11 protein-coding genes are annotated in these 12602 nt (G+C 70.8%); 6 read left to right on the forward strand and 5 right to left on the reverse strand.

Annotated elements, in window-relative coordinates; genetic code table 11:
- Nucleotides 1-41: 41 nt before the first annotated feature.
- Nucleotides 42-767: a GntR family transcriptional regulator gene (locus tag GON04_RS18680; RefSeq protein ID WP_157399525.1), complete on the forward strand. Its 726-nt coding sequence runs from the start codon at nt 42-44 to the stop codon at nt 765-767.
- Nucleotides 768-774: 7 nt separating this feature from the next.
- Here the strand turns inward: GON04_RS18680 and GON04_RS18685 are convergent, their stop codons facing one another.
- Nucleotides 775-1692, reverse strand: coding sequence for a LysR family transcriptional regulator (locus GON04_RS18685; protein ID WP_157399526.1), 918 nt, complete (start codon nt 1690-1692; stop codon nt 775-777).
- A 101-nt stretch (nt 1693-1793) separates the two neighbouring features.
- Here GON04_RS18685 and ilvD point away from each other — a divergent pair, with 101 nt between their 5' ends.
- Together ilvD and GON04_RS18695 are read left to right on the forward strand one after the other, a co-directional pair.
- Complete coding sequence (gene ilvD, locus GON04_RS18690) at nt 1794-3488, forward strand: dihydroxy-acid dehydratase (RefSeq protein WP_157399527.1); 1695 nt, start codon at nt 1794-1796, stop codon at nt 3486-3488.
- Nucleotides 3489-3603: 115 nt separating this feature from the next.
- Entirely contained in the window at nt 3604-5100 is a 1497-nt protein-coding gene (locus GON04_RS18695) for an FAD-dependent oxidoreductase (protein WP_157399528.1), read from the forward strand.
- A gap of 30 nt (nt 5101-5130) precedes the next feature.
- On the opposite strand, the gene GON04_RS18700 is transcribed toward GON04_RS18695, so the two are convergent.
- On the reverse strand, nt 5131-5379 hold the full coding sequence (locus tag GON04_RS18700) for a TIGR04438 family Trp-rich protein (RefSeq protein ID WP_157399529.1): 249 nt from the start codon (nt 5377-5379) through the stop codon (nt 5131-5133).
- A gap of 126 nt (nt 5380-5505) precedes the next feature.
- Between GON04_RS18700 and GON04_RS18705 the strand changes: the two genes are divergently transcribed.
- Nucleotides 5506-5811 carry a c-type cytochrome gene (locus tag GON04_RS18705; protein ID WP_157399530.1) on the forward strand — a complete coding sequence of 102 codons (306 nt, stop codon included), beginning with the start codon at nt 5506-5508 and terminating at the stop codon, nt 5809-5811.
- A 137-nt stretch (nt 5812-5948) separates the two neighbouring features.
- On the opposite strand, the gene GON04_RS18710 is transcribed toward GON04_RS18705, so the two are convergent.
- Together GON04_RS18710 and acs are read right to left on the reverse strand one after the other, a co-directional pair.
- Nucleotides 5949-7268 carry a hypothetical protein gene (locus GON04_RS18710; protein ID WP_157399531.1) on the reverse strand — a complete coding sequence of 440 codons (1320 nt, stop codon included), beginning with the start codon at nt 7266-7268 and terminating at the stop codon, nt 5949-5951.
- Between the two features lie 232 nt (nt 7269-7500).
- Entirely contained in the window at nt 7501-9486 is a 1986-nt protein-coding gene (gene acs / locus GON04_RS18715) for an acetate--CoA ligase (protein ID WP_157399532.1), read from the reverse strand.
- A gap of 157 nt (nt 9487-9643) precedes the next feature.
- Between acs and GON04_RS18720 the strand changes: the two genes are divergently transcribed.
- Both GON04_RS18720 and GON04_RS18725 read left to right on the forward strand, forming a co-directional pair.
- Complete coding sequence (locus GON04_RS18720; RefSeq protein WP_157399533.1) at nt 9644-10258, forward strand: YqhA family protein; 615 nt, start codon at nt 9644-9646, stop codon at nt 10256-10258.
- Between the two features lie 47 nt (nt 10259-10305).
- Nucleotides 10306-11169 (forward strand): DMT family transporter, encoded by an 864-nt coding sequence (locus GON04_RS18725; RefSeq protein ID WP_338051011.1) that lies wholly within the window; start codon nt 10306-10308, stop codon nt 11167-11169.
- Here the strand turns inward: GON04_RS18725 and GON04_RS18730 are convergent.
- Nucleotides 11166-12182, reverse strand: coding sequence for an aldo/keto reductase (locus tag GON04_RS18730; RefSeq protein WP_157399535.1), 1017 nt, complete (start codon nt 12180-12182; stop codon nt 11166-11168). The two genes, GON04_RS18725 and GON04_RS18730, sit on opposite strands and share 4 nt — an antisense overlap.
- Nucleotides 12183-12602 lie beyond the last annotated feature (420 nt).

Here is a 12602-nt window from a genome sequence, read left to right on the forward strand (position 1 = left end):
AGTTGTCGGCGAACATTGCATGCAGTACACAATCACGGACCATGACCTCCCTTCCGGAAGACCGCGGCACGCGCACCATGGTGGCGGCCCGCCGGTTGCGCGAATTGATCGTCTCGGGCGCGCTGGCGCCCGGCCAGCGCATCACCGAGCGGCTGGTATCGCACCAGCTGGACGGCATGTCGCGCACGCCCCTGCGCGAGGCGTTCAAGGTCCTGGAGGCCGAGGGCCTGGTGCGCATCGAGCCGAACCGCGGCGCCGTCGTCACGTCGCTGTCGGTCGACGAAGTGGCCGCCGCCATCGAGGTCATCATCGGACTGGAGACCCTGGCGGCCGAGCCGGCCTGCGAGCGCATCACCGACGCCGGGCTCGCCGCGATCGAGGAGTTGCATGCACGCATGGAGCAGGCCTGGCGCGACGGCGACCTCATGGCCTACTTCCAGCTGAACCAGACCATCCACCAGCGCCTGGTGGACGCCGCGGGCAACCCGGTGCTCTCGCGCATCTACGCCAGCGAGTGCGCGCGGGTCCAGCGCTACCGCTATGCCGGCAACCAGCAGCACGCGCGCTGGGAACGCGCGGTGCAGGAGCACGCCGCGATGCTGGACGCACTGCGCCAGCGCGCCGGCGCCGTGCTGCGGGAACTCCTGCGCCAGCACCACCGCAACGGCTGGGTCGTCTCCCGCCAGGTGCTGCAGACGCGCGACGCGGCGCCGGCAGCGGCGCAGGTGGCCCCGCCCCCGCGGGGCCGCAAGGCCGCCGTGCACTGACGCGCGGTCAGCCCGCCGTCCGCGCCTGCCGCTTCGCGAAGGCCAGGAACCGCTCCAGTGCGGCCGGCGGCTGGGCGCGCCACGCCAGGCTGGTCTCGGCCAGCGGCACCGGCGAGCGCGCGCCGCCCACGCTGCGGTAGACCACGCCCTGGCGCTGGAACTCGCGCACGCTGCGCGGCACCCAGGCCAGGCCCAGGCCGGCCGACACCAGGTTGACGATGGTCTGCATCTGGATCGCCTCCTGCGTGACCTGCGGCTCGCGCCCGGCCGCGTGGTACAGGCCGAACACGGCGTCGTGCAGCGAGGGCAGGATGCGGCGCGGGAACATCACCAGCGGCTCGGCCAGCACACGGGGCAGCGCCAGGGCGCGCGCCGTGGCGAGCGGGTGCTGCTCGGGGATGGCCAGCACCAGCGGCTCGACCTGCACCCGCAGGTATTCCAGGCTGGCCGGTGCGAAACCGGGCGAGTGCAGCAGGAAGCCGGCATCGAGGTCGCCGCGCTCGAGCGCGGGCAGTTGCACGTCGCCGGTGGCCTCGACCAGCTCCAGCTGCACGCGCGGGTGCTCGGCGCGAAAGCCGCGCACCCAGCCGGGCAGCAGGCTGAAGCCGGCGGTCGACACGAAGCCCAGGCGCAGCCGCCCGGCCTCGCCGTCGGCCACCGCGCGCGCCTGCACCGGCAGGGCCTGGGCCCGCGCCAGCAGGTCACGCGCCTGCGGCAGCAGCGCCGCACCGGCCTCGGTCAGCTGGACGCTGCGCTTGGTGCGCTCGAACAGGCGCACGCCCAGCAGACGCTCGAGCTGGGCGATCGCCTGGGTGAGCGGCGGCTGCGTCATGTGCAGGCGCATCGCGGCTCGGCCGAAATGCAGGGTCTCGGCGACGGCCACGAACTGGCGCCACAGGCGCAGCTCGACGAGGGGCTGGCTCATATGCAGCGCATATTAATCGGGACGGGAAAGAGGATTGGATGGAATCACGGGACCGGCGTATCCTCCCCGCCTTCGACGCGAACCCACCCGAGGAAGACGCCATGGCCGAACAGAAGATCCAGCTGCACCTGCGCAGCGACAACATCACGCAGGGCAAGTCCCGCGCGCCCAACCGCTCCATGTACTACGGCATGGGCTACAAGGAGACCGACTTCGGCAAGCCCATGGTGGGCGTGGCCAACGGCCACAGCACCATCACGCCGTGCAACAGCGGCCTGCAGAAGCTGGCCGACGCGGCCGTGCAGGGCATCCTGGACGCCGGCGGCAACCCGCAGATCTTCGGCACGCCCACCATCAGCGACGGCATGGCCATGGGCACCGAGGGCATGAAGTACAGCCTGGTCAGCCGCGAGGTCATCGCCGACTGCATCGAGACCTGCGTGCAGGGCCAGTGGATGGACGGCGTGGTGGTGGTCGGCGGCTGCGACAAGAACATGCCCGGCGGCATGATGGGCATGCTGCGCGCCAACGTGCCGGCCATCTACGTCTACGGCGGCACCATCCTGCCGGGCAAGTGGAAGGGTCAGGACCTGAACATCGTCAGCGTGTTCGAGGCGGTGGGCCAGAACGCCGCCGGCAAGATCAGCGACCAGGACCTCAAGGAGATCGAGCAGCGCGCCATTCCCGGCACCGGCTCGTGCGGCGGCATGTACACCGCCAACACCATGAGCTCGGCCTTCGAGGCGCTGGGGCTGTCGCTGCCCTACTCGTCCACCATGGCCAACCCGCACGACGAGAAGCAGAACTCGGCGCGCGAATCGGCCAAGGTCCTGATCGAGGCGATCAGGAAGGACATCAAGCCGCGCGACATCGTGACCAAAAAGGCGCTGGAGAACGCCGTGGCCGTGATCATGGCCACGGGCGGCTCCACCAACGCGGTGCTGCACTTCCTGGCCATCGCGCACGCCGCCGGGGTGGAGTGGACCATCGACGACTTCGAGCGCATCCGCAAGCGCACGCCGGTGATCTGCGACCTCAAGCCCTCGGGCAAGTACCTCGCGGTCGACCTGCACCAGGCCGGCGGCATCCCGCAGGTGATGAAGGTGCTGCTCAAGGCCGGCCTGCTGCACGGCGACTGCCTGACCATCACCGGCAAGACCATCGCCGAGACGCTGGCCGACGTGCCGGATGCGCCGCGCGCCGACCAGGACGTGATCCGCCCCATCGACAAGCCGATGTACCAGGAAGGCCACCTGGCCATCCTGAAGGGCAACCTGTCGCCCGAGGGCGCGGTGGCCAAGATCACCGGCCTGAAGAACCCGGTGATCACCGGGCCGGCGCGCGTGTTCGACGACGAGCAGTCGGCGCTGCAGGCCATCCTGGACGGCAAGATCAAGGCCGGCGACGTGATGGTGCTGCGCTACCTGGGCCCCAAGGGCGGTCCCGGCATGCCCGAGATGCTGGCTCCCACCGGCGCGCTGATCGGCGCCGGCCTGGGCGAGAGCGTGGGCCTGATCACCGACGGCCGCTTCTCCGGCGGCACCTGGGGCATGGTGGTCGGCCACGTGGCGCCGGAAGCGGCGGCCGGCGGCACCATCGCCTTCGTGAACGAGGGCGACTCCATCACCATCGATGCGCACAAGCTCCTGCTGGAGCTGAACGTGCCCGAGGCCGAGATCGCCAGGCGCAAGGCCGGCTGGACAGCCCCGGCGCCGCGCTACACCCGCGGCGTGCAGGCCAAGTTCGCGTTCAACGCGAGCAGCGCCAGCAAGGGCGCGGTGCTGGACCTGTACTAGAAACGGACGCGGACACCCGTCCGCAGAGAGCAGGCCCACCCGAGCCGACGCTTTTTTCCTACAAGCCCGGCTTCCGCCCGAAACCTAGGATCGGTTGCTCCATCCAGGAGCGACCATGGACACCACTTCCGTCTGGCGCGGCACGGCCCGCGGCCCCGGCTTTGCCTTGCTGCAGGGCGACGTGCAGTGCGACGTGCTGGTGGTCGGCGGGGGCATCACCGGCGTGACCACGGCGCTGCTGCTGGCCGGGCAAGGCCGCAAGGTCGTGCTGCTGGAGGCGGACGAGATCGGCAGCGGCGCCACCGGTCACTCCACCGGCAACCTCTACGTCACCACCAGCCAGGGCCTGGCCGACATCGCGTCGCGCTGGGACGCGGCCGTGGCACGCGAGGTGGTCGCGCGGCGCAAGGCGGCCATCGACTTCATCGAGGTCCAGTCGCGCCAGCTGCCGCAGGTCCTCTTCACGCGCTGTCCGCTGGTGCTGTACGTGCGCGAGGCATCCGGGCAGGACCGGGTCGAGCAGGAGCGGCGGGCGCTCGCCGCAGCCGGCTGCCTCGTGCGGATGGAGGACACGCTGCCGGCCGGCCTGCCGCCACCGGTCGGCCCGGCCCTGGTGCTGGACGACCAGGCCCAGTTGCAGCCGCAGGCCTACGTGGCCGCGCTCGCCCAGCGCGCGGCGCAGGCCGGCGTGTCCGTGCACGAGCATTCGCGCGTGATCGACCTCGACAGGGCCAGCCGCACGGCGAGCACCGCGTCGGGCAGCGTGCGCGCCGGCGAGATCGTGCTGGCGACCCACTCGCCCAAGGGCTTCCACCTGGTGCAGGCCGAGATGCCGGTGCACCGCGAGTACGCCGTTGCGTTCGAGGCCGGCGCGGCCGATCCGGGCGCGGGCATCTACTGGTGGCAGGGCGACGAGGGCCTGTCGATCCGCATGCTCAGCCACGAGGGCCAGCGCTACCTCATCGCGGTGGGACCGGAGCAGAAGACCGGCACCCACAATGCCAAGGCCGCGCTGATGGCCGTCGAGCACATCGCCACCAGCCACCTTGAGCCCGGCCGGGCGGTGTTCCGCTGGTCGGCGCAGAACTACCGCAGCCACGACGGCCTGCCCTCCATCGGGCGCGACCACACCGGCTGCTTCGTCGCCACCGGCTTTTCCACCGATGGCCTCACCTGGGGCACGGTGGCGGCACAGGCCATCGCGGCGGAACTGGCGGGCCGACAGGACGCTTTCGCCGAGCGTTGCGCGCCCGGCCGCTTCACGCCCGTCAAGGGCGCCGGCGCGCTGGCCGAGGAAACTGCCACGACCGCCAAGGCCCTGGCGCAAGGCTGGCTGACGCGCGGCCAGCACGAGAAGCTGGCCAGCCTGGCGGTCGGCGACAGCGCCATCGTCGTCGCCGAGGGCGAGAGCTTCGCCGCCTACCGCGCGCCCGACGGCGAGCTGTTCGCCGTCTCGCCCGTGTGCACGCACCTGGGTTGCAAGGTGCGCTGGAACAGCGTGGAGACAAGCTGGGACTGCCCTTGCCACGGCAGCCGGTTCCGGCCCGACGGCACGGTGATCGAGGGGCCGGCGCTCACGCCCTTGCGACGCAAGCAGTTGCAGATGGGCTGAGCCGGCCGGGAATCCGGCCCGGCGGGGCCGTCAGCGCTTCCTGCGGCTGGCGGGGGTGAGGCCGAGGTTGTCGCGGCTCTTCTCGATGCGCGCCTTCTTGCGGGCCTCTTCCTTTTCGACCGCCTTGCGCTTGGTGTAGCCGGACCAGTCGGCCCAGGACCACCAGAGCACGGCCAGGCCGAACGGGGCCAGCACCACGTACCAGGGCCAGGTGGCGACCTGGGTCATCTCGAGGTACTTGAGGCCCGACAGGATCAGGCCCAGCAGCAGGAACAGCATCCACCAACTCCGCCGGCCGCCAGGGGCCGCTTTACACCGGGTTCATGGGGGCGACACCAGGGGGGTCAACCACCATCACTACAATCGCGTTGAACGACTGTAACCCAACCACAGAGGATCTCTTCCATGAAGCGTGCGCTGATCGTCCTGGCCTCCGCCGTCGTCATGGCCGGCCCGGTGCTGGCCGACCAGGCCCTGGCCACCGCCAAGAACTGCATGACCTGCCATGCGGTGGACAAGAAACTCGTCGGTCCGGCCTACAAGGAAGTCGCGGCCAAGTACGCCGGCCAGAAGGATGCGGCCGACAAGCTGGCAGCCAAGATCATGAAGGGTGGCTCCGGCGTCTGGGGCCCGGTGCCCATGCCCGCCAACCCGCAGGTCAACGAGGCCGAAGCCAAGAAGCTGGCAGCCTGGGTGCTCACCCAGAAGTGAGCTGAACCGGCTCCCCCGCAACAAGGCCCGCGCAAGCGGGCCTTTTTCGTTGGCGCGCGGTGGCGTCGGATGTGCTGACGCATCGCCTGTCCACACCCCTGCAGGTCACGCGCCGGCACCCCTGCCGACGTGGGGGCTCAGCGGGCCGGCGTGGGTTGGAGCAGCACCAGCCCGGCTGTCGACAACGCCAGCACCGAACGGCCCGCCAGCGCGATGCAGTGCTGCACCACCAGCCCGGCGGACGCCGACGCGAGCCGGTTGTTCAGGTCGACCATGCCCTCGGCCACGCTCCACAGGAACGCATGCGGCAGGCCGTCGGCGGTCTCGGACGAGCCGCAGACCTGCCCGGTGGGGCCGATCGCCACCGCAGTCGAATTCGCGCCGCCCAGCGTCCCGAGGTTGCGCATCGTCCCGCCGCCGGTGGGCTCCCACAAGAAGGCCCGCGTCGCGTTGGCCGTGGTCTCGGCCTCGCCGGCCACCTGGCCCAGGTCGTTGATCGCGGCCGCCGACGAGTTCTTCCCGCCCAGCGCGCCCAGGCTGCGCATGGTGCCCGCGACGGTGGCGACGAAGGCCAGCCGCTGGCCCAGCACCGCCGTGTCGGCATGGCCGACGACGTCGCCGGCGGTGTTGGTGGCGCGGGCCGACGAGTCGCGGCCGCCCAGCGTCCCCAGGTCGCGGACGCGCTGGCCGGTGCGCCACTGCACCGCGTGCACCGCGCCGGTCGGCGTGGTCGCGTTGCCGATCACGGCACCGCCCTCGTTGATCTGCACCGCCTCCGACGAGCCGGTGGGATTGGTGGCGCCGCCGATGTTCTCCAGCAGGGCCATGGGCGTCGTGGGCGACCAGAGGAACGCCCGGGCCCGCTGCGACCCGACCGTCAGCGAGCCCGTCACCTGGCCGGCCGCGTTCACGGCCTCGCCGATCGACGTGTTCCCCGACGCCGTCGCCAGGTCGGTCGCGGGACCCGGCGCCGTCCACAGGTAGGCGCGCGAGCCCCCCGACGCCGACCGGATCTCGCCGGTCACCTGGCCATTGGCATTGAGCGCCGTGGCGCGCGAGGTGGGCCCGGCGACCTCGACCACCGACGTGCCGTTGAACACCATGGCCCGCAGGCCGTCGTTGCGTGCCACGGTGAACGCCACCTGGCCGGCCGCGTTGAGCGCCAGCGGGCCGGCCTGGCCATCGGCGTCGAGCACGCGCACGGTGAAGGTGGTCGTGGCCGTGGGGGCGGGCGTGGGCGACGGGGTGATCGGCACGGCCGTCCCGTTGCCCGGCGCCGTGCCCAGCGCTGCCGGTGCGCCGGTGCTGGTGCTCGCGCCCGTGACCTGCCGCCCGGCATCGTCGCCGGATCCGCCGCCGCACGCGGCTACGACGGCGGCGAGCGCGCCGGCCACCAGCCACCGCCGGCATCGGCTGCCGAGCGGTCCCTCCGGCCGGGATGGGGATGTGGACTGCATCGCATCCTCCTGGCGCGCTGCCAGTGCGCGCGCAACAGGACGACTCTGACGGCGATCAGCCGGCGTTGCGCGGCCGCTGCCGTAACGTCTGTGTCAAGGCGCCCATGAGGGCTGCCTCGTTCAGGGGCGGTCCGCCAGCTGATCGAGGATCGCGGGGTTTTGCCGGCACGTCACATCGCCTCGCGATAGGCCCGCCGGCCGCTGCGCGGCCCCGGCCTTCAGCCGGCCTGAATCAGAGGCGTTCCGCCAGCTGATCGAGGATCGCCGGATTCTCTAATGTGCTGGTGTCCTGGGTGATGGCTTCGCCCTTGGCGATGCTGCGCAGGAGGCGACGCATGATCTTGCCGCTGCGCGTCTTGGGCAGGTTGTCGCCGAAGCGGATGTCCTTGGGCTTGGCGATCGGGCCGATCTCCTTGGCCACCCAGTTGCGCAGGTCGTTGGCGATCTGCCGGGCCTCGTCGCCGACGGGCCGCGGGCGCTTGAGCACGACAAAGGCGCACACCGCCTCGCCGGTCAGGTCGTCGGGACGGCCCACCACGGCGGCCTCGGCCACCAGGTCGGTCTTGGCGACCAGCGCCGATTCGATCTCCATCGTGCCCAGCCGGTGGCCCGAGACGTTGAGCACGTCGTCGATGCGGCCGGTGATGCGGAAGTAGCCGCGGTCGGCGCTGCGCACCGCGCCGTCGCCCGCCAGATAGAGCCTGCCGCCCATCTCCTCGGGGAAGTAGCTCTTGCGGAAGCGGTCCGGGTCGCCCCAGATGGTGCGGATCATGGACGGCCACGGCCGCTTGACCACCAGCATGCCGCCGGCGCCGTTCGGGATGTCCTTGCCGGTCTCGTCGACGATGGCCGCCATGATGCCCGGCAGCGGCAGCGTGCACGAGCCCGGCACCAGCGGCGTGGCGCCCGGCAGCGGCGTGATCATGTGGCCGCCGGTCTCGGTCTGCCAGAAGGTGTCGACGATGGGGCAGCGCTCGCCGCCGACGTTCCGGTGGTACCACATCCAGGCCTCCGGGTTGATCGGCTCGCCCACGCTGCCCAGGATGCGCAGCGACGACAGGTCCGACTGCTTCGGGTGCACCGCGGCATCGGTCTCGGCGGCCTTGATCAGGGAGCGGATGGCGGTGGGCGCGGTGTAGAAGATCGTGACCTTGTGCCGTTCGATCATCTGCCAGAAGCGTCCCGCGTTCGGGTAGGTCGGCACGCCCTCGAAGATGACCTGGGTGGCGCCGGCCGCCAGCGGCCCGTAAGCGACGTAGGTGTGGCCGGTGATCCAGCCGATGTCGGCGGTGCACCAGAACACGTCGTCCGGACGCAGGTCGAACGTCCAGTCCATGGTGAGCTTGGCCCACAGCAGGTAGCCGCCGGTGGAGTGCTGCACGCCCTTGGGCTTGCCGGTCGACCCCGAGGTGTAGAGGATGAACAGCGGGTGCTCGGCGTTGACGGCCTCCGGCGCGCAGGCGTCCGGCTGGCCCTGCAGCACCTCGTCGAAGGTCCGGTCGCGGCCGGCCACCATGTTGCAGGCCGTGGGCGTGCGCATGTAGACCAGCACCGACTTGAGCGAGTCGCAGCCGCCCATGGCCACGCCCTCGTCGACGATGGCCTTGAGCGGCAGCTCCTTGCCGCCGCGCATCTGGTAGTTGGCCGTGATGACCGCCACCGCGCCGGCGTCGATGATGCGTTCGTTCAGCGCCTTGGCCGAGAAGCCGCCGAACACCACGCTGTGGGTGGCGCCGATGCGGGCGCAGGCCTGCATGGCCACCACGCCCTCGATGGTCATGGGCATGTAGATGATGACGCGGTCGCCCTTGCGGATGCCCTGGGCCTTCAGCGCATTGGCGAAGCGGCCCACGCGGGCCAGCAATTCCTTGTAGGTGACCCTGGTGACGGCGCCGTCGTCGGCCTCGAAGACGATGGCCGTCTTGTTCTCCACCGGCGTGCCGACGTGGCGGTCCAGGCAGTTGGCCGACGCGTTGAGCTCGCCGTCGTCGAACCACTTGTAGAACGGCGCGTTCGACTCATCCAGCGTCCGGGTGAAGGGCTTGGTCCACTGCACGTTCTCGCGTGCGAGGCGGGCCCAGAAGCCCTCGAAGTCGCGCTCGGCCTCCTGGCACAGGGCCTCGTAGGCGGCCATGCCGGCGATGCGGGCGCCCCGGACGGCCGCCTCGGGCGGCGGGAACACGCGGTTTTCGACCAGGACCGACTCGATGGCACTCATGCTGCTGTCTCCGACTGGGTTTTGGAACTCGCGGCGTACTGTCCGGCCAAGCTCTTACAAGCCCCTGACTGGCGCCGGATCGACAAGTTACCGCGAACCCGGCGGGACTGTCATGCGGCAAAACTACAATCCGCGCGCCCCCCACGACGAACCCCTGATGCAAGACCCCACTCCCCTGCGAGGCAGCAGCTCGCCGCTGCGCCCCCTGCCCGGCCTGATCTTCGCCAGCCGCTGGCTGCAGCTGCCCCTGTACCTGGGCCTCATCGTGGCGCAGGCCGTGTACGTGGTGCACTTCCTGCTGGAGCTGTGGCACCTGGTCGAGGCCGCCGCCGGCAGCCAGGCGGCGCTGCAGCAGCTGGTGAACAGCATCGGCTACAAGACCACCGCACCGATCGGCTCGCTCAACGAGACCGTGATCATGCTGGTGGTGCTGGCACTCATCGACGTGGTGATGATCTCCAACCTGCTGATCATGGTGATCGTGGGCGGGTTCGAGACCTTCGTCAGCCGCATGAACCTGGAAGGGCACCCCGACCAGCCCGAATGGCTGAGCCACGTGAACGCCTCGGTGCTCAAGGTCAAGCTGGCCACGGCCATCATCGGCATCAGCTCGATCCACCTGCTCAAGACCTTCATCAACGCCGACAACTACAGCGACCGCGTGCTGGTCGCGCAGACCGTGATCCACATCACCTTCCTGCTGTCGGCCATGGCCATCGCCTACACCGACAAGATCATGGCCAGCGCCGGGCCGCAGGGCGGCAAGCACTGACCCCGCCGACTTCGTCCGACGCCCTGCGGGCCGCCAACTCGCGCGGCGTGCTCGCGATGGCGGGCGCCATGGCGGCGTTCATCGCCAACGACACCCTGGTCAAGTACGTCAGCCAGACGCTGCCGGCCTCCGAGCTGATCTTCCTGCGCGGCGTGTTCTCCATCGTGCTGCTCACGGCGGTGGCGGGCGCGATGGGCGCGCTGCGCCAGCTGCCGCAACTGGCCGAACGCAAGGTGGTGCTGCGCGCGGGCTTCGACGCGTTCGCCACCCTGGTCTATCTGAGCTCGCTGTTCCACCTGCCGATCGCCAACGCCACGGCGATCAACATGGCCACGCCGCTGATCCTCACGCTGGTCGCGGTGGTCGCCCTGCGCGAACGCGTCAGCCCGGGCCGCTGGCTGGCCATCGCGGCCGGCTTCTCCGGCGTGCTGCTGGTCGTGCAGCCGAGCGGCGCGGCCTTCAACGGCTGGGCCGTGCTGTGCCTGGCCGGCACGCTGCTGCACGCGGCCCGCGACTTCACCACCCGGCTGATCGACGTCCGCGTGCCCTCGATCCTGATCACGCTAAGCACGGCGGTCGCGGTCACGCTGCTGGCCGGCGCCTGGGGGCTGGGGCACACGTGGCAGGCGGTCAACGCCGCGCAGCTCGGCCTGCTGGCCGCGGCCGGCGTGCTGCTGAGCATCGGCTACTTCCTGCTGACGGTGAGCATGCGCGCCGGCGAGATGAGCGTGGTCGCCCCGTTCCGCTACAGCGGGCTGCTGGTCGCGCTTGTGCTGGGCTACCTCGTGTGGGGCGACGTGCCGAACGTGCTGGCGTCGCTCGGGATCGTGCTGCTGGTCGGCGCCGGCATCGCCGTGCTGCACCGGCCGCGCGTGCCGGCCCGCACGCCGGCGGATGCAGCGGCCGACTAGCCGGCCTGGTCCGGGTAGTCCTCGGTGTCGACCTCGGTGCGTGCCTGCGCGCTGTAGCGGTGGCCGCTGACTGTGTCCTGGTTGATGTGGGCCTCCAGCCGCTGCAGCAGGTCCGGCGCGAGCCGCACGTCGGCGGCGGCCAGGTCCTCGTGCAGGTGGTCGACGCTGGTCGTCCCGGGAATCGGCAGGATGAACGGCCGCTTGTGCAGCAGCCAGGCCAGCGCCAGCTGCGCGGGCGTGCAGCCGGCCTCCTGCGCCAGCGCCTTGTAGCCCGGGAGCAGCGCCAGGTTCCTCGCGTAGTGGGCCGGCTCGAAGCGCGGCATGGCGCGCCGGATGTCCTTGGCGTCCAGCGTCGTCACGTCGTGCAGCGCATCGCACAGGAAGCCGCGCGCCACCGGGCTGAAGGCCACGAAGGTCGCGCCCAGTTCCTCGCAGGCATCCAGCACGGCGATCTCGGGATTGCGCGTCCACAGCGAGTACTCGGTCTGCACCGCCGTGACCGGGTGCACGGCATGCGCCTTGCGGATGGTGGCCGCCGACACTTCCGACAGGCCGATGGTGCGCACCTTGCCCTGCTCCACCAGCCGGGCCAGCGCGCCGACGCTCTCCTCCACCGGCACCTTCTTGTCCCAGCGGTGCAGGTAGTACAGGTCGATGACGTCGGTCTGCAGCCGCCGCAGGCTGTCCTCGCAGTTGCGCCGGATCGCCTCGGGCCGGCCATCGATGACCCGGCGCACCACCCCGTCGTCCCCCGCCACGCCCCCCATCCCGCCCTTGCTGGCCAGGGTGAACCGGCTGCGGTGCGCCTTGAGCACCCGGCCGACCAGCGTCTCGTTGGCGCCGAACCCGTACAGCGCGGCGGTGTCGAACAGCGTCACACCGGCATCGAGGGCGGCCAGCAGGACCCGCTCGCCCTGCTGCGCCGACGGCGGCTTGCCATAGGCATGGCTGAGGTTCATGCACCCGAGACTGATCGCGGAGACTTTGAAAGGGCCGAGGTTGATACTACGCATGTGTCTTGATCGAGGTCGTGGGGGGAGGAAGCTTAGCGCCCGTTGGAAAGGCCCATTCCCGAGCAGCGAACCCCCTCATCCGGCACTGGGTACCGGGGACCCAAGCAGGGAGCCCCCTCACCCCAACCCTCTCCCCCGAGGGGGAGAGGGGGCGGAGCTTCAAGGTGCAGCGGCCGCGCCGGATTGCTGGCGTCGGGGTTGCGGAGATGCCGCAGAGTCTTCGCCACAGCAGCTACCTTGATGTTGTCTTGCCAAAGCGGGAACTGCGAGGCCGAGCTCATGACGCGCCCTTCCTCGATCGAGCAGAGCGTGTCCACGCGGCAGGTGGTGCCTGGCAGGGTCGATTTGTGGGACGGCGGAGACGGACTGGGCCGGGCGGAGCGCGCGCCAGCGCGCATCGTGAACTGGCTCCGGCTCATT

The sequence above is a fragment of the Ramlibacter pinisoli genome (assembly GCF_009758015.1).
Taxonomy (GTDB): Bacteria; Pseudomonadota; Gammaproteobacteria; order Burkholderiales; family Burkholderiaceae_C; genus Ramlibacter; species Ramlibacter pinisoli.